Source organism: Leifsonia sp. Soil_N53 (assembly GCF_057655165.1).
The window spans coordinates 115,142-131,706 of sequence record NZ_JBDGMM010000059.1 but is presented as its reverse complement, the minus strand read 5'-3'; the positions used below and the strand labels follow the sequence as shown (position 1 = coordinate 131,706).

The window sequence follows — 16,565 nt, the reverse complement described above, 5'->3', positions numbered from 1 at the left end:
TTCCGGCACGACAGGAGGAGGTCTCATGCTGGTCGCATTCTCGGTGGCGCCGAGCGGAGCGGAAGGCCCGGAGGGCTCGGTTCACGACGCGGTCGCGGCGGCGGTGCGCATCGTGCGCGAGTCGGGCCTGCCGAACCGCACGAACTCGATGTTCACCGAGCTCGAGGGCGAATGGGACGAGGTGTTCGACGTGATCCGCCGCGCGACGGAGGCCGTCGCCGCCTTCGGCCCGCGGGTCTCGCTGGTGCTGAAGGCGGACATCCGGCCGGGCCGCACCGGCGAGCTGGACGGCAAGGTGGAGCGGCTGGAGGAGGCGCTGCGGCGGTCCGAGTGACGGACCGCCCGGCGGTGGCTGGTCAGTCGATCGGCACGGGGTCCGGACGCTGCGCGTGCACGACGCCCGTGTCGACCCCGCGGCGGACGCGCGCGTGGTCGATGCCGAAGGACACCAGCGCGAGCACGATGCCCGCCACCGCGAGCACCGCGCCGACGACGACCGGCGACAGGTAGCCGAACCCGGCCGCGATGGTCAGTCCGCCGAGGAAGGCTCCCGCCGCGTTCGCGATGTTGAGCGCCGAGTGGTTCAGCCCCGCGGCGATCGACTGGCTGTCGTGGGCGACGTCCATCAGGCGGGTCTGGATCATCGGCGAGAGCGCCGAGGCTGCCGCGGCGATCACGAAGACCGAGACCAGGAGGCCGGTCAGGCTCCACGCGGTGAGGAACAGCGCCGCGAGCCCGGCCAGCATGACGCCGAAGAACGCCAGCATCCCGCGCTCCACGCTGCGGTCCGCCATCCGGCCGCCGAGGAGGTTGCCGACGGTCATCCCGACGCCGATCAGGATCAGCACCAGCGGCACCGCGGACGCGGGCAGGCCGGTCACGGTCGTGACCATCGGCGCGACGTAGGTGTACACCGCGAAGAACCCGCCGAACCCGATCGCGCCGATCAGCAGGGCCAGCCACACCTGGAGGCGGGTGAAGGCTTTCAGCTCGTTGCGGAGGGTGGCCTTCGGGTCGCCCGCCTGCCAGGGCACCAGCAGGGCCACCGCGGCGAAGGTCAGGGCGAAGATCGCGGCCACCACCAGGTAGGCGATGCGCCAGCCGTGCTCCTGGCCGATCCAGGTGATGAACGGCACGCCGATGACGTTGGCGATGGTGAGCCCGGAGAGCACGAACGCGACCCCCTGGCCGCGCTTGCCCGGCCCCATCAGCGACGCGGCGACCAGGGAGGCGATGCCGAAGTAGGCGCCGTGCGGCAGCGCCGAGAGGAACCGGGCGACCAGCACGAGCTGGAAGGTCGGGGCGATCGCGGACGCGACGGTGCCGACGGTGAACGCGACCAGCAGCCAGAGCAGCAGCTTCTTGCGCGGCCAGCGCGCGGCCACCGCGGCGATGGTCGGCGCCCCGACCACGACGCCGAGCGCGTACGCCGAGATGAGCCAGCCGATCTGCGCGTTCGCGGCGGTGGGGGAGGCCGCGTAGAGCTGGGGCAGCAGGTCGTGGGCGATGTTCGGCAGCAGGCCCATGACGACGAACTCGGTCGAGCCGATGCCGAAGCCGCCGAGGGCGAGCGCCAGAAGCGCAAGACGAGTACGGGCCGACGACAACTGCGTCGGCCCGTCGATAACCGGGTTCACCGGTTCAGTCTAGTCGAATCGTTTCGAGTCCCGCCGCCGCAGCGGTTCTGCCGGGCGGCTGTCGCGCGGGGTCAGTCGTTCTGGAGCAGGATGCCGTCCTGGATGGCGCGCTTGCGCAGAGCCACCTTCGTGCCGACGTCGTAGCCGGCGACGCGGTACTTCTCGCGGATGCGCTTGAGGTAGCTCTTGGCGGTCTCATCCGAGATGCCGAGCTGGAACGCGACGGCCTTCACCGGCTCGCCCGCGCCGTACAGTGCCATGACCCGGCGCTCCTGCGCGCTCAGCTTGGGCGCTCCGCCCAGCTCGCCGGCGTTGAGCGCGAGGTCCAGCTCGGCGGAGATGAACGACTCGCCCTTGCTGGCGGCGCGGATGGCCTCCACGATCATCTCGGCGTCCTCGCTCTTCACGAGGTAGCCGAGGGCGCCGGCGGCCAGCGCCTCCCGCACCACGGCCGGCTCGGAGTACGTGCTCATCAGCACCGTGCGGACGCCCGTCGTCTTGAGCGTCGACAGCTTCAGCGAGATCGGGATGTTGTCCTTGAGGTCCAGGTCGAGCAGCACGACGTCCACGGGGAACTCGGGGTGCGTGAGCAGCTCGGGCCAGCTCGCGACCGCCGCGACCATGCTGATGTCGTCGGCCGCGCCCCTGATCCACTCGGTGAGTGCGCCGAGGAGCATCTTGTGGTCGTCGACGATGGCGATCCTGATGGGGGGAGTCTCGCTCATGAGCAGCCCTTTCTGCCGGCGTGGCCGGTCTTCCTGGTGGCCGGCCGGGTCAGGTCAGCTCGGCCGTGTTGTCGCTCACGGTGGTGATCTCGATGCGGAGCCCCGAGTCGCCGAACGACTCGGTGTGGCGCCCCACCTTACGGATAGCTTGCCACGCCGCAGGGTCTACCCCGTTTCGCGGCACACCGGTGGTCGAGATCACGATAGCCATTGTGGCACCGGTCGCCACCGCGGAGCCTGCCGCGACCTGCGGCCCTGCGGCCCGCTCGATGTCCAGCGAGAGGCTGCGCGCCTGGCCGGCCCCGGATCGCACCGGATCGCTGATCAGCAGCCAGACCGCGGTGAGGAGGCCGTCGCGCTGATCGCGGGTGAGGCCGGCCGCGAGTCCGTCCGGGTCGGTGAGGGTCACCGTCGGGCCGAGCAGCGCCGACTCCGTGACCGCGTGGTACAGCCAGGTCTCCTTGCGGCCCTGGATGAGGTGCAGGCGCAGCTCGGTGGCGATGCTGCCCGCCTGATCCGCCGTGGCCTCGTCGAGCGGGACGGCGGTGCGGCCGGTCGCAACGCCGTCGAGCAGCCGCTCGGCTGCGAGGTCGAGCCGCGCCAGCTCCTCCGAGGCCATCATCCCGACCGCGTAGCCGGGCGACGACACCGTGCTCTGCACCTGGACGAGGTCCAGCTCGAGCTGCACGAGGGTGCTGAGCGAGCGGACGATCTCGACGCCGACCAGGGGAGGGGCCACCGCGATCGCCACGGTAGCGATGCCGGGCCCGAGCAGCTGGATGTCGGCGAAGGACCGCAGCAGCAGCACGACGGCGAGCGTCACGCCCAGCGCGGCGGTCGCGATGAGGATGTCGCGCGCCGGCCGCACCGGGACGCAGAGCAGCAGCGCCGGCCCCACTGCAGCCGCGGCCGTGAGCGGGATCCAGCCCGTCGGGGAGGCCGTGCCGAGGATGTCGAGCGCGACGACCGCTGCCCACAGCACCAGTGCGGCGGCGAACAGACCGTCGGGGAGCAGGTCGGGCAGCCGGAAACGCAGGATCAGCGCGGTGACCAGCGTCACGATGAGCACGCCCCAGGCGGCGATGCTGAACGGCAGCTCCGGGTAGGAGGGCGCTGAGATCAGCATGATCGCGAAGAGGAAGACGATCAGCGCGACCGAGGCGATGTTGAAGCCGAGGTCGAGCCGCGCCCGCCCGAGTGCGTCGCGTTCCTGCCGGCCGCGCGACAGCGCCCCGCCCAGTTTGGCCGTGCCGGGCGTCCGCCCCTTCGCCGGCCGTGGCGCACCGGGGGTGCGCCCGCCCAGGATCCCGCGCGAGATGGGGATGGTGCGGTCGTCCCTGCTCACTTGGGCACCTCCAGCACCACGGTGGTCCCGCTGCCCGGCGAGGAGAACAGCCGGGCGTTGCCCCCGACGTCGCGCAACCGCGCGACGATCGACTCGGTGAAGCCGAGCCTGCCCTCCTCGATGCTGGCGACGTCGAAGCCCTTGCCGGCGTCGGTGACCATCGCGCGGACCGTGGTCTCGTCGTCGGTGATGGTCACATGCGCCTCGTTCACGCCGGAATGCCTGCGCACGTTCTCCAGGCACTCGCCGAGCGCGAGCAGGAACGAGTCGAGCACGTCGCTCGGCAGCAGCACCTGTCCGGCGCCGTGCCAGTTGACCTCCAGCCCCATCCGGCGGAAGCGCTGCTTCACCGACTCGAGGGTGTTGCCGAGGGTGGACTCCTCGACGGGCTTGAGCCGGTAGTCCCCGGAGCTGGCGGGGTCGGGGGTGAAGCCGAGCCGGAGCTGACGGAGCAGCGCCGCGTCCTCCGCCGCCTGCTCGCGCAGCGCGCCGACGCCGACGCCGACGCCCGAGTGGGCCAGCAGGGTGAGCGTCGCGAGCACGGTGTCGTGCAGCAGGCGCGCGCCCTGACGGCGGCGGGCCTCGGTCTCGCTCGCCTGGCGCTCCACCCGGTAGGCGCGGCTCATGGTCGAGATGCGCTTGAGGGTGCGGGGCACGGTGCGCGACAGCCAGACGCCGGTCGCGGTGAGTGCGACCCAGCCGGCGGCGATGAAGATCAGGATCTCCACCAGACGCGACCCCGTCACCAGCAGGGTCGTCACGACCGCGCCGATCGTCGCCGCGCCGGCCACGATCGCCAGCAGGGTGCGGGTCTGGGAGGTCGGCGCGATCACCGAGACGCTGGCGATGCCGACCGCCCCGATCACGCCGATCGAGGTCACGGCGGACGGGCCGAGCTGGGCGTTCGGGAGCAGGTTGAGCAGGATGAGCCCGAGCCCGGCGACGACGATCACCGACATCCACACCGTGATCCGGTTCAGGGAGGAGAGCTGGAACTGCGCGACGCCGGTGCAGGCGAGCAGGACGAGCGACGCGAAGTAGAGCGGCAGCGGAATGGTCCCCGGCACGCTGAGGGTGAGCAGCGTCGTGGCCGTCGCCGTGAGGCCGACGGTGCGGGCGGTGGTGGCGAGCAGCCGATCACGCTCCTTCTGGATGCGCGACATGCCCCTCCGTTCCCCTCTACACCGCGAACAGCCTCCTGAGCTGTGCGCTGACGGCATCGTCCTCGATCAGGAATCCGTCGTGACCGAAGTCGGAGCGGATCACCACCGGAACTCTACCGTCGATCGTCTCGGGGAGGTGGGAGGCGATGAGCTGCTGTCCCTCGAGCGGGAAGAGCCGGTCGCTGTCGATGCCGACCACGAGGGTGCGCGCGGTCACGCGGGAGAGCGCGGCCGCGAGCCCGCCGCGGCCGCGGCCGACGTCGTGCGAGTTCATGGCCTCCACCAGCGTGAGGTAGCTGTTGGCGTCGAAGCGGCGGGTGAACTTGTTGCCGTGGAAGTCGAGGTACGACTCGACGGCGAACCGGCCGCCGCCGCCGAGCGGGCTGATCCCGCTCTGCCAGGCGCGCTCGAAGCGCTCGTTCAGCTCGGACGGGCTGCGGTAGTTGAGCAGCGCCATCCGGCGGGCGAGCGCCAGCCCGCGGTGCGGGCCCTCGCCGTCCTTCTCGTCGTAGTAGTAGCCGCCGTGGAAGAGCGGGTCGGTGCGCACCGCCTCGATCTGCACCGAGTTGAGCGCGATCTGGTCGGCGGTGGAGAACGGCGGCGCGGCGATGACCGCGAGCCGCTCGACGCGCTCGGGGAACGAGACGGCCCACTCCAGCGCCTGCATGCCGCCCATCGAGCCGCCCACGACAGCGGCCCAGCGGTCGATGCCGATGGCGTCGGCGAACGCGGCCTGCGCGTTCACCTGGTCGCGGATCGTCGTGAACGGGAAGCGCGGACCCCACTCCGCGCCGTCGGGCGCGATCGACGCGGGGCCGGTGGTGCCCTGGCAGCCGCCCAGCATGTTCGGGACGACGACGAACCAGCGGTCGGTGTCGATCGCCTTGCCCGGCCCGACGATGCCCTGCCACCACCCGGCGGTGGGATGACCGGGCCCGGAGGCGCCGACGGCGTGGCTGTCGCCGGTCAGGGCGTGCAGCACGAGCACTGCGTTGTCGCGCGCCTCCGACAGCTCGCCCCAGGTCTCGTACGCGACGCGGACGTACGGGACGCTCTCGCCGCTCTCGAAGCCGAACGCGCCGATGCCCACGAAAGCGCGCGACCCTTCCGGGTCGGACTCCTTCCACGCACCGCTCGCCGCGGGCTTGCCCAGGAGCGACCGCGCCTGAGCCTCCGTGATGAAGCTCGAAGGTGCCGTGTCCGCCGAGGTCTGCCACTCCATGTCGCCCATTCTTCCTGAGGGCGGGGGAGGTCGGTGCAGTGTTACGCGGTGTGCGGGCGACGCGAGCGCGGAGCGGCCTCAGTCGCTCTCGCCGCGGTCCGGACCCGGATCCTCGACGGGACGCGGCCCGTCCGCGCTCCCGTGCTCGTGCATGCGGCGCTCCCTGGCCTGCTGGGTCTGCTCGTTCAGGTAGTTGACGATGGTGGCGCTCGCGGTGCCGACGATCGCGACGCCGCCGATCATCAGCACGATCGCGAGCATCCGCCCGGTCACCGTGACCGGGTAGTAGTCGCCGTAGCCGACCGTCGCTATCGTCACGCAGGCCCACCAGATCGAGTCGCCGAACGAGTGGATGTTGGAGCCCGGGGCGTAGCGCTCCACCTGGTAGACGGCCAGCGAGATGACGTAGATGAACATCAGCACGAACGTGCCGGCGATGATGACGATGCGCCGGCGCAGGTGGCTGCCGCTGCCGCCGCGCAGACTCGGGATGCGGAACAGGTCGCCGATCAGCCGGAACGGGCGGGCGATCGGGATCAGCACCGACAGCAGGTCGACGACATTGTGCTGGACGAACCGGCGCTTGTCCTCGGCCAGGATGAGCCGGACCACGTAATCGACCAGGAACGCCATCCAGATCAGCGCCAGCAACGTGATGAGGGCGGCGTAGAGCAGCCGCCCCATCGCGGGCTCGAGGACGATCCACGAATAGGCGATCAGGAAGACGACGCTCGCGGCGACGCCCGGCCACACCGTGGCCGACTCCCAGCGCCTGCGCTTCGCGTCGTCCGCCATCGTCAGTCCTTGACCGCCAGCTCGCCCCGGGCGAAGCGGTAGGAGGCCGCCTGCGCGACGGGCTTCACCACGATCAGGTCGAGGTCGACGTGCCGCGGCAGCTCGAGCGCGTGCACGATCGTCTCGGCGACGTCCTCCGCGGACAGCGGCTCCGGCACGTCCGCGTACACGGCGTCGCGGCGGTCCTGGTCGCCGCCGAAGCGGACCAGCGAGAACTCCTCGGTGGCGACCATCCCGGGCGCCACCTCGACGACGCGGATGGGCTCGCCGTTCAGCTCCAGGCGCAGCACCTCGGTGAGGGCGTGCTCGGCGAACTTCGCCGCGTTGTAGCCGCCGCCGCCGACGTAGGCGTTGAGCCCGGCGATCGACGTGACGTTCAGGATGTCGGCGTGGCCGGTGGCCCGGGCGCCGTCGCGCAGCAGCGGCAGCAACGCGCTGATCACGCGCTTGGTGCCGATGACGTTGATCTCGTACATCCAGATCCAGTCGTCGACGTCGGAGGCCTCCACCGAGTCGAGCCCCTTGGCGCCGCCCGCGTTGTTGACCAGGGCGTGGATGGGGCCGCGGGCGGCGAGGTGGTCGCGCAGCGCGTCCACGTCCTCCTGGCGGGTCAGGTCGGCGGCGAAGACAGCGGCGCCGGTCTCGGCCGCCAGCTCGTCCAGGCGGTCCTGCCGGCGGGCGACGCCGACGACCTCCCAGCCCCGCTCGCGGAACAGGCGGACCGTCGCCGCCCCGATACCCGAACTCGCTCCTGTCACGACCACACGTCTGCTGCTCATGCTGCCTATTCTCACGGGTTACGGCATGTTTCGGGCACGTTGCCCGTGCGCGGCCGCGAGTCTAGCGTGTTACCGACCACCGAACGGTGCCCTCACCCGAACAAGGAGCGCAAGCCATGACCGACGCCGCAGACTGGCAGTTCGAGACCAAGCAGATCCACAGCGGCGCCGCGCCGGACCCCGTGACCAACGCGCGCGCCACCCCGATCTACCAGACGACCTCCTACGTCTTCAACAACGCCGAGCACGCCAAGAACCTGTTCGCGCTCGCCGAGTTCGGCAACATCTACACCCGCATCCAGAACCCGACCCAGGCGGTCGTCGAGGAGCGCGTCGCCGCGCTCGAAGGGGGCACCGGCGCCCTCCTCGTCGCCTCCGGTCAGGCGGCCGAGACCTTCGCGGTGCTGAACATCGCCCAGGCCGGCGACCACATCGTGTCGTCCAGCTCGATCTACGGCGGCACCTACAACCTCTTCAAGTACACGCTCGCCAAGCTCGGCATCGAGACCACGTTCGTGGAGAACCAGGACGACGCCGAGGAGTGGCGCCGCGCGGTCCGCCCGAACACCAAGCTGTTCTTCGCGGAGACCATCGGCAACCCGAAGATCAACATCCTCGACATCGCGCTCGTCGCCGGCGTGGCCCACGAGTCCGGTGTCCCGCTGATCGTGGACAACACGATCGCCACCCCGTACCTGATCCGCCCGTTCGAGCACGGCGCCGACATCATCGTGCACTCGGCCACGAAGTTCCTCGGTGGCCACGGCACGGTCATCGGCGGTGTCATCGTGGACGGCGGGAAGTTCGAGTGGTCGAAGAACGCCGAGAAGTTCCCCGGCCTGACCCAGCCGGACCCCTCCTACCACGGCGCCGTCTACACGGCCGCGGTCGGCGACGGCCTGGCCTACATCATCAAGGCGCGCGTGCAGCTGCTGCGCGACCTCGGCGCGGCGATCGCGCCGGCCAGCGCCTGGCAGCTCATCCAGGGCATCGAGACGCTCTCGCTGCGCGTCGAGCGGCACACCCAGAACGCGCAGGAGATCGCGGAGTTCCTGGAGGCGCACCCGGATGTCGCGTCGGTGAACTACTCCGGCCTGCCGACCAGCCCGTGGTACGCCGCGGCCAACCGGTACGCCCCGAAGGGCGTCGGCGCGGTGCTGTCGTTCGAGCTCAAGGGCGGCGTGGACGCGGGTGCGGCCCTCGTCGACAGCCTGAAGCTGTTCAGCCACCTCGCCAACATCGGCGACGTGCGCAGCCTGGTCATCCACCCGGCGTCGACCACCCACTCGCAGCTGACCCCGGAGCAGCAGCTCACCGCGGGCGTCACGCCCGGCCTGGTGCGCCTCTCGGTCGGCCTCGAGAACGTCGACGACCTGAAGGCGGACCTCTCCGCCGGCCTCGCCGCGGCCCGCGCGGTCGCGGACGCCGCCCGCGTCTAACCCGCTTCTAACCCGCGTCCAACCCACGCCGAGGGGCACGTCGTCGTCACTTTTCCGCCCGAAAAGTGACGACGACGTGCCCCTCGGTCGTGTGGTCAGGCTCGGGCGAGGGCGACGCACTGGCGGAGGAGGGCGATGGCCTCCCGCGCGTCGGCGGTGACGAAGGTCTGACGGTCGCCGGCGCGGTCGCGCACGGCGCGGTCCAGCAGCTCGGCGTGCTCGGGCCAGCGCTCGGCGGCGCTGCGGGCGGCGTCGGTCTTCGACAGGATGCGCCCCGACTCCATCGTCTCCACCAGCCGGATGGGGCCGAGGGCGAGCCAGCGGACCGTCTCCGAGCGCACAGGATCTCCCGGCTCGCGCTCGGCGAGCTCGGCCTCGGCGCTGTCGCCGAACGGTGCCCAGAAGTCGATCAGGTCGCTGCGCGAGCGCGCCACCACGCGTGCGGCGGCGTCGGGATGCCGGTCGGAGGTGGGCGTCCAGATCACGTCGCCGCCGTCGGCGATGCCCTGGACACCGGTCTCGAGCTCCCGCCACGTCGCCCAGGAGAGCTGGCCGCCCGCGAGGGCGCTGAGCAGCACCCCCTCGACGACCTGCGGCGCGGTCTCGACCTGGTCGGGACCGCGGGCGATCTCCGACTCCGTGAGGTAGACGCCGTCGATGTGCGGCGACGACTCCGCGTGCAGGGTCGCGAGGGCAGGGAGGTCGTCCCTCGGGTCGCGGGTGACCACGAACACCACGTCGATGTCGCTGACGCCGTCGTGCCAGTCGCCGGTCGCGGCGGAGCCGGTGACGACGGCGCGGCTCACCAGGCCGGGGGCGATCCGGCGTTGCTCGAGGAGGAACCGGGTGAGTGCCTCGCCGACCTGCGGCGGTAGTTGAGCGTCCATGATTCCCCCTCGGTTGCGTCCGGTCAGACGACGATGGCCTCCGCGTCGGCGAAGGCCAGGCGCGGCACGAAGAACAGCAGCACGGCGGCGACCAGGGCGCCGAGCCCGCAGATGGTCCAGACGAGCATGTAGCCGAACAGGCTCGCCGCCGTCGCGGTGACCGTGGCGGCGCCGGTGAGCAGCACCACACCGAAGACGGCCGACGCGAACGAGCCGCCGATAGTCTTGGTCGTGTTCGTCAGGGCCGTGGCGACGCCGGTCTGGCCGCGCGGGGCGGCGGCGGCCGCCGCAGCGGGGAGCGCCCCGACCAGCGCGCCGGAGCCGATGCCCGCGATCGCCATGTTGGTGAACACCTGCCAGGTCTCCAGGTGGAACGGCAGGAACAGCAGGTACCCGATCGCGACCAGGAAGGACGCCCCGATCAGCGTCACGCGCGGGCTCAGCCACGACGACACCACCGGGAACAGCACCGCGCCGACGATCATCGAGATGAGGTAGGCGCCGATCAGGATGCTGCGCTGCCCGGCGCTCAGTCCCAGGCCGTAGCCGTTGACCGGGTCGGTGCCGGCGTAGGTGCTCAGCGGGGCCTGCGCGCCGAGCAGGCTGATCCCGATCAGGCCGGCGGTGAGCTGCACCGGCCACATGTTCGGCTGCCGCAGGACCCGGAGGTCGATGGCCGGGTCCTTCTGCTTGAGCTCCCAGCGGCCGAACGGGATGAACGTGAGCACGCCGAGGACGATGAGCGCCCACACCCACCAGGTGCCGACGCCGTTGATCCGCAGGAAGGTCAGCCCCGACGTGATGAGCAGCAGGGCGAGCGTGAGCAGGACGAACCCGACGCCGTCCAGCGTGCGGCCGCGGACGGGCTCCGACTCGGGGACGCCGAACAGGATGGCGAAGAAGACGAGCGTGACCGCCACGGCCGGCACCATCAGGGTGGTCGTCACGTTGCCGCCGAACGCCTCGAAGAGCAGGCCCGCGCCGATCGCGCCGACGATGGCGCCGAGCTCCAGCGCCACCACCAGCAGGCCGGCGGCGCGCCTGGTGCGCGAGGCGGCCGTGCCGGTGCGGCGCCCGCGGTCGAAGATCAGCGCGATCTCCAGCGGGAGCCATACGACGTAGAAGCCCTGCAGCGCGAACGCGATCAGGTACGTCGTGAAGTCGTGCGAGAACGCGAGCGCCCAGCTCGCCAGGGCGGTCAGCACCGTCGCGACCAGCAGGATCCGCTTGTGCCCGAACATGTCGCCGAGCTTGGCGAGCACCGGCACGACGAGGGCGGAGAGCAGCAGCTGGGCGGCCTCGAACCAGTTGTAGTCGGCGTCGTGGATGCCGAGGTGCTTGACGATGTCGGAGATCAGCGGCACGTAGTAGCCCTGGAGGATGCCGCTGGTCAGTTCGACCAGCGCGAGCCAGCCGATGAGGGCGGCGGTCGCGCCGATCGCAGTGGACGCCCGGCGCTGGGCGACCGTCTTCTCCGAGGTCATGCGCGGATGCTAACACCTGCCGCGTCCTTGTACGGTAGAGGCGTGGCCAGCGAACTCGACGATTCAGGTGCAGACGTCCTCGGAGAGACGGACCGGGAGGTCCTGGGCTGGCTCGAGTTCGGCGACGCGGCCCGCCATCTGGCCGGCGAGGTCGTCGAGTCCGGCTTCGAGCCCGACATGGTCGTGGCCATCGCGCGCGGCGGCCTCCTGCTCGCCGGCGCCATCTCCTACGCGCTCGGCATCAAGGCCTGCGGCGCCCTCAACGTCGAGTTCTACACCGGCGTCGACACCCGCCTGCCCGAGCCGGTCGTCCTGCCGCCCATGCTGGACTCCGCGGCGCTGGAGTCCAAGCGCGTGCTGCTCGTGGACGACGTCTCCGACTCCGGCCGCACGCTCGCGCTCGTGGTCGACCTGATCGCGGCCTCCGGCGCGGAGGTGCGCACGGTGTGCCTGTACTCGAAGCCGCGCACGGTGCTGGAGCCGGACTTCGTCTGGCGCCGCACCGACCGCTGGATCACCTTCCCGTGGTCGGCGCTGCCGCCGGTCACGGCCGCCACGCACTGACCTCGGCGCTGGTCGTGGCCAAGACGCTGGCGGAGCTCGCCGCCGACGGCTCCATGGACCCGGGCTGGGCGCAGGCGCTCGCCCCGGTCGCCGACCGCATCGCCGGGATGGGCGACTTCCTGCGCGCGGAGGTCGCGGCCGGTCGCCCGTACCTGCCGGCGGGGGAGAACGTGCTCCGGGCGTTCCGCGCGCCGTACTCCGAGGTGCGCGTGCTGATCGTCGGCCAGGACCCGTACCCGACCCCCGGCCATCCCATCGGTCTGTCGTTCGCGGTCGAGCGCCACGTGCGCCCGATCCCGCGCAGCCTCCAGAACATCTACCGCGAGCTCCGCGACGACCTCGGCGTGACGCCGCCGCCGCACGGAGACCTGAGCGCCTGGGCGGCGCACGGCGTCATGCTGCTGAACAGGGTGCTGACCGTGCGTCCCGGCGCACCGGCCTCCCACCGCGGCAAGGGCTGGGAGGCCGTGACCGAGCACGCGATCCGCGCCCTGGTCGCGCGCGGCCGCCCGTTCGTGAGCATCCTCTGGGGCCGCGACGCCGCGACCCTGAAGCCACTGCTCGGCGGCAACCCCGTCATCGAGTCCGCGCACCCCAGCCCGCTGTCGGCCTCCCGCGGCTTCTTCGGCTCCCGGCCGTTCTCGCGCGCGAACGCGCTGCTGGAGCACGCGGGCGAGAAGCCGGTGGACTGGTCCCTCGAACCGTAACGCGGGTGAAACGCGCGACGACGTAACCTGGAACGGTGCTTGAAGAGGAATACGAGACGCGCCGCGTGCTGCCACGGCACCTGCGCAAGCCGGAGCCGACGGAGGCGCCGTTCGACTACAGCATCCGTGAGGCGCGGGCCGAAGACCTGCCCGACGTCCGCGCGATCTACAACCACTACGTCGCCAACAGCACCGTGACGTTCGACGAGGACGCGATGACGCTGAAGGAGTGGAAGAGCAAGTTCGCCTACCTGCACAAGCTCGGGATGCCGTTCATCGTCGCCGAGTCGCCGACCGGCCAGATCCTCGGCTACGCGCTGGTGTCGCCGTGGAAGCAGAAGCGCGCCTACCGCTTCACGGTCGAGAACTCGATCTACCTCGGCGCGGCCTCCACCGGCAAGGGCCTCGGCCCGGTGCTGATGCAGGAGCTGATCGACCGCTCGAAGGCGGCGGGGCTCAAGGAGATGATCGCGGTCATCGCCGACAAGGGCGCGGAGGCCTCGATCAAGATGCACGAGAACTTCGGCTTCACCGAGATCGGCCGGATGGGCCGGGTCGGCTACAAGTTCGAGCGGTGGCTCGGGACGGTGCTGATGCAGAAATCGCTCAAGTAACGGCAGTCTTCCCATCTGAAATGGCAATGCTAGATTGCAGGGATGCGTGAGGACAGCCAGCCCGTAGATCAGCGTCTCCGTTTCCGGCGTCAGTTCCTCGTCACTCCCCGCTTGGTCGACCTCCCCGGCTGGACGCACCGCCTCGTCGGCGCGTACAACATCTATGCCCACCCCGACCTCCCGGTGACCGTGCAGGCCGGCCGGTCGCGGACGCTGGTGCTCCTCGGCTTCGCGATCGACCCCGACCGTCCCGAGCGCGACGACGCCGCGATCCTCGACGGACTAGCCGCGGACTGGGGGAGGGGCGCCGAGCAGGACACCCTCGATCGGCTCTCCGGCCGGTTCGCGGTGTTCGCCTTCTCGGGCGACGACATCGTCGTGCATCTCGACGCGACCGGGACGCGCGCCGTCGAGTACACCTGGACCGGCGACGAGTTCCATGCGGCGTCGCAGTCGTTCCTCCTCGCGGAGGTCGCACCGCTGCAGTTCGGAGGCCGTGCCGACACGTTCTGGAACTCGCCCTACGGCGGCGCCGATCGCGAGGCGTTCCTGCCCGGGGACACCACCCTCCACGACGGCGTCCGGCGGCTGCTGCCCAACCATCGCCTGGAGGTGCGCGAGCGCCGGCAGGTCCGGGTCTGGCCGCGCGGTCCGATCCGCGCGACCTCGCGCCAGGAGGCCGCAGCACGCGCGGCGACCTTGTTGTCGGCCTCCATCGCCGGCGCCGCGCGGCGCTTCCCCCTGAGCCTGCCGCTGACGGCCGGGTACGACTCCCGCGCGGTGCTGGCCGTGACCCCTCCCGAGCTCCGCAGCGGGCTGCACGTCTACACGCTGCTGTACCGGCACCTCACCGCCCGCTCGGCCGACGTCGCCATCCCGGCGCGGCTCGCCCGCCGCCTCGGCCTCGCTCATCACCTCATCGACTGCCGCGGGATCGCGGGCGAGGACTGGCGGAAGGCCTACACCGCCAACACCCCGCTCGCGCACTACGACGACTGGGGGATCATCGCCAAGGGCCTCCTCGACGGTCATCCCGCCGAGGCGGTGGCGCTCAAGGGCAACGCCAGCGAGGTCGCGCGCAACTACTACTGGAAGGGCGGCGGACGGCCGCCGACCGCGACGGCGGCGGACATCCTCGCCCTGCAACCGGGCTGGTCCGACATCCCGTTCGTCGCAGAGGCGGTCGGGCGCTGGTTCGACGAGGCGGCCCCCGTGGCCGAGCGGACGGGCGTCGGCCTGGACGTGCTCTTCTACTGGGAGCACCGCTGCGGATCGTGGCAGGCGCAGAGCCAACTCGAGTGGGACATCGCCCAGGAGGTCTTCACCCCGTTCAGCAACCGCCGGCTGCTGGAGAAGCTGCTCGGCGTGCCCGCGGACGAGGTCGGTCCCGAGGGCACAGTCCTCTTGCGCGAACTCATCGCGGCGACCGAACCCACACTCCTCGAGGTCCCGTTCAACCCCCGCACCCTCCGCTACCGTGCGCTCGACACCTTCCAGCGCGGGCGCAACCGCCTCAAGCGGGAGGCGCGTCGCCTCCTGCGCTAGCCGGCCGGCGGCGCTAGGCTCGCGATCGTGACCACCGCCACCCCGCACCCCGGCGAGGTCGCCTCCGCCGCTCCGGCGACGCCCGCGAACCTCCCGCTCCGCCAGCGTCCGTTCGACATCTTTTTCGTCGTGATGTTCTCGCTGTTCAGCCTGACCTGCATCATCAGCGACGCCATCCCGACGCTGGGGATCCCGCAGACGGCGACGACGACCAACATCCTCGCGCAGTGGAACTACACGTACTCGTCGCAATACGACCCGTTGTACATGCACGAGCCGCTGTGGCTCCGGTTCATCACCGGCACGAGCGCGTTCGTCTACCTGCCGTTCTACATCCTGCTGATCGTGTGCCTGGTCAAGGGCTTCAACTGGATCCAGCTCTTCTGCGTGATCTACGCGACCATGATCATCAGCCTGACGGCCATCCCGATCTTCGGTGTGGAGTTCTTCGGGCCGGTAGGGGAGCGTACGCCGAACCCGGTCGTCTTCCTGCTGTACAACGGCCCGTACGTGCTCGTGCCGTTGCTGCTGCTCATCCGGATGCGCAAACCGCTGCCGTTCACCAGGAGGTTCTGAGATGCCGCTGCTGGAAGACCTGTCCGTCTACGAGGACGGCGACGTGTTCACCGTCTACGACCACTCCTACGAGGACGAGGACGCCGAACCCGGCCGGGGGAGGCTGCTCGGCACGGTCACGCGCGGCGCCTCCGGGGAGTACCTCCCGGACGGGCCGGGCGCGATCTTCGCCTGGGTGTCGCCCGCGCGCACCATCGACGACGCGATCGCCGCGTTCGTGGGCTGAGGGAGCCGGGCCCGAGCCGAAGACTCAGGAGGCCGGGTGACGGCCGCCCAGCTCGAGGAGGCCGACGCCGCCGATCAAAAGCACGAGGCCGACGATCTGCACCCAGGTCAGTGGCTCGTCGAAGAACAGCCAGGCGATCACCGCGATGATCGCGACGCCCACGGCCGACCAGATCGCGTAGGCGACCCCGAGCGGCACCCCGCGGGACAGCGACTGCGAGAGCGCCACGAACGACGCGACGTAGCCGACGACGACGATCGCGAACGCCCACCACTTGGGGTTGTCGCCCGACGTGAACTTCAGGAAGGTCGTCGCCACGACCTCCGTCGCGATGGCGATGGCGAGGAAGATGTAACCCAGCACGGCACCACGGTACCGATCGGAGGAGGTCAGCGGATGGACGACACAGCGGAGGGCCGGCCGCCCGTGCGGCAACTGCGCATCGTGGTGGAGGCCGAGGACTACGACGAGGCGCTCGCGTTCTTCCGCGACGTACTCGGGCTGCCCGAGCAGGAGAGCTACGAGGGCGACGGCGGCGCCAGGGTCGCCATCCTCGACGCCGGCCGGGCGACGCTGGAGCTCGCGAACCCGGCCCAGAAGGCGATGATCGACGAGGTCGAGGTCGGTCGCCCGGTCGCCCCGCGCATCCGCCTCGCCTTCGAGGTCGACGACGGGCGCCGCGTCACCGCGCGGCTGGTGGAGGCCGGGGCCGAGCTCATCGCGCCACCCACCGTGACGCCGTGGAAATCGCTCAACTCCCGGCTGGCGACCCCGGGTGCGCTGCAGGTGACGGTGTTCCAAGAGCTGGATTGAGGTCCGCTATGGGTTTGCCGGGTATCCCGGCAGTGCTGCCCTCG

General features: G+C 71.0%; 19 protein-coding genes. 9 read left to right on the top strand and 10 right to left on the bottom strand.

Annotated features, from left to right (window positions below):
* The first annotated feature begins 25 nt into the window (after positions 1–25).
* On the top strand, positions 26–334 hold the full coding sequence (locus AC3A3H_RS10015) for a thiamine-binding protein (RefSeq protein WP_487614413.1): 309 nt from the start codon (positions 26–28) through the stop codon (positions 332–334).
* 22 nt (positions 335–356) lie between these two features.
* On the opposite strand, the gene AC3A3H_RS10010 is transcribed toward AC3A3H_RS10015, so the two are convergent.
* From AC3A3H_RS10010 to AC3A3H_RS09980, 7 genes are all read right to left on the bottom strand, one after another.
* Positions 357–1,637, bottom strand: coding sequence for an MFS transporter (locus AC3A3H_RS10010; protein WP_487614412.1), 1,281 nt, complete (start codon positions 1,635–1,637; stop codon positions 357–359).
* A gap of 71 nt (positions 1,638–1,708) precedes the next feature.
* Positions 1,709–2,362 (bottom strand): response regulator, encoded by a 654-nt coding sequence (locus AC3A3H_RS10005; protein WP_345836675.1) that lies wholly within the window; start codon positions 2,360–2,362, stop codon positions 1,709–1,711.
* Between the two features lie 49 nt (positions 2,363–2,411).
* The gene (locus AC3A3H_RS10000) at positions 2,412–3,707 is read right to left on the bottom strand and encodes a hypothetical protein (RefSeq protein WP_487614411.1); all 1,296 of its coding nucleotides are present in this window, start codon (positions 3,705–3,707) and stop codon (positions 2,412–2,414) included.
* Positions 3,704–4,870, bottom strand: a complete 1,167-nt coding sequence (locus tag AC3A3H_RS09995) for a sensor histidine kinase (RefSeq protein ID WP_487614410.1) — start codon at positions 4,868–4,870, stop codon at positions 3,704–3,706. Before AC3A3H_RS09995 ends, AC3A3H_RS10000 begins: the two co-directional genes overlap by 4 nt.
* A 16-nt stretch (positions 4,871–4,886) precedes the next feature.
* Positions 4,887–6,092, bottom strand: coding sequence for a homoserine O-acetyltransferase MetX (gene metX, locus AC3A3H_RS09990; protein WP_487614409.1), 1,206 nt, complete (start codon positions 6,090–6,092; stop codon positions 4,887–4,889).
* Positions 6,093–6,170: 78 nt separating this feature from the next.
* Positions 6,171–6,887: a potassium channel family protein gene (locus AC3A3H_RS09985; protein ID WP_487614408.1), complete on the bottom strand. Its 717-nt coding sequence runs from the start codon at positions 6,885–6,887 to the stop codon at positions 6,171–6,173.
* Between the two features lie 2 nt (positions 6,888–6,889).
* Complete coding sequence (locus AC3A3H_RS09980; protein ID WP_487614407.1) at positions 6,890–7,666, bottom strand: SDR family oxidoreductase; 777 nt, start codon at positions 7,664–7,666, stop codon at positions 6,890–6,892.
* Positions 7,667–7,782: 116 nt separating this feature from the next.
* On the opposite strand from AC3A3H_RS09980, the gene AC3A3H_RS09975 reads away from it, so the two are divergent.
* Complete coding sequence (locus AC3A3H_RS09975) at positions 7,783–9,105, top strand: bifunctional o-acetylhomoserine/o-acetylserine sulfhydrylase (protein WP_487614406.1); 1,323 nt, start codon at positions 7,783–7,785, stop codon at positions 9,103–9,105.
* A 95-nt stretch (positions 9,106–9,200) separates the two neighbouring features.
* Here AC3A3H_RS09975 and AC3A3H_RS09970 read toward each other — a convergent pair whose 3' ends face one another.
* Together AC3A3H_RS09970 and AC3A3H_RS09965 are read right to left on the bottom strand one after the other, a co-directional pair.
* Positions 9,201–9,992, bottom strand: a complete 792-nt coding sequence (locus AC3A3H_RS09970; protein ID WP_487614405.1) for a nucleotidyltransferase domain-containing protein — start codon at positions 9,990–9,992, stop codon at positions 9,201–9,203.
* Between the two features lie 23 nt (positions 9,993–10,015).
* Complete coding sequence (locus tag AC3A3H_RS09965; protein WP_487614404.1) at positions 10,016–11,476, bottom strand: MFS transporter; 1,461 nt, start codon at positions 11,474–11,476, stop codon at positions 10,016–10,018.
* Between the two features lie 42 nt (positions 11,477–11,518).
* Between AC3A3H_RS09965 and AC3A3H_RS09960 the strand changes: the two genes are divergently transcribed.
* From AC3A3H_RS09960 to AC3A3H_RS09935, 6 genes are read left to right on the top strand one after another with little or no spacing between them, the layout of a single operon-like run.
* Positions 11,519–12,040, top strand: coding sequence for a phosphoribosyltransferase (locus AC3A3H_RS09960; RefSeq protein ID WP_487614403.1), 522 nt, complete (start codon positions 11,519–11,521; stop codon positions 12,038–12,040).
* 14 nt (positions 12,041–12,054) lie between these two features.
* A complete protein-coding gene (locus tag AC3A3H_RS09955; RefSeq protein WP_487614470.1) occupies positions 12,055–12,747 on the top strand; it encodes a uracil-DNA glycosylase in 693 nt (230 codons plus the stop codon).
* 35 nt (positions 12,748–12,782) lie between these two features.
* The gene (locus AC3A3H_RS09950; protein WP_487614402.1) at positions 12,783–13,361 is read left to right on the top strand and encodes an N-acetyltransferase family protein; all 579 of its coding nucleotides are present in this window, start codon (positions 12,783–12,785) and stop codon (positions 13,359–13,361) included.
* Positions 13,362–13,403: 42 nt separating this feature from the next.
* Positions 13,404–14,906, top strand: coding sequence for a hypothetical protein (locus AC3A3H_RS09945; protein ID WP_487614401.1), 1,503 nt, complete (start codon positions 13,404–13,406; stop codon positions 14,904–14,906).
* A 27-nt stretch (positions 14,907–14,933) separates the two neighbouring features.
* Positions 14,934–15,482, top strand: a complete 549-nt coding sequence (locus tag AC3A3H_RS09940) for a DUF2781 domain-containing protein (RefSeq protein WP_487614400.1) — start codon at positions 14,934–14,936, stop codon at positions 15,480–15,482.
* A gap of 1 nt (position 15,483) precedes the next feature.
* Positions 15,484–15,708 (top strand): hypothetical protein, encoded by a 225-nt coding sequence (locus AC3A3H_RS09935; RefSeq protein ID WP_487614399.1) that lies wholly within the window; start codon positions 15,484–15,486, stop codon positions 15,706–15,708.
* A 24-nt stretch (positions 15,709–15,732) separates the two neighbouring features.
* Here the strand turns inward: AC3A3H_RS09935 and AC3A3H_RS09930 are convergent, their stop codons facing one another.
* Positions 15,733–16,071 (bottom strand): DMT family transporter, encoded by a 339-nt coding sequence (locus tag AC3A3H_RS09930; protein ID WP_487614398.1) that lies wholly within the window; start codon positions 16,069–16,071, stop codon positions 15,733–15,735.
* 33 nt (positions 16,072–16,104) lie between these two features.
* Between AC3A3H_RS09930 and AC3A3H_RS09925 the strand changes: the two genes are divergently transcribed.
* Complete coding sequence (locus tag AC3A3H_RS09925) at positions 16,105–16,521, top strand: VOC family protein (RefSeq protein ID WP_487614397.1); 417 nt, start codon at positions 16,105–16,107, stop codon at positions 16,519–16,521.
* Positions 16,522–16,565: the final 44 nt, after the last annotated feature.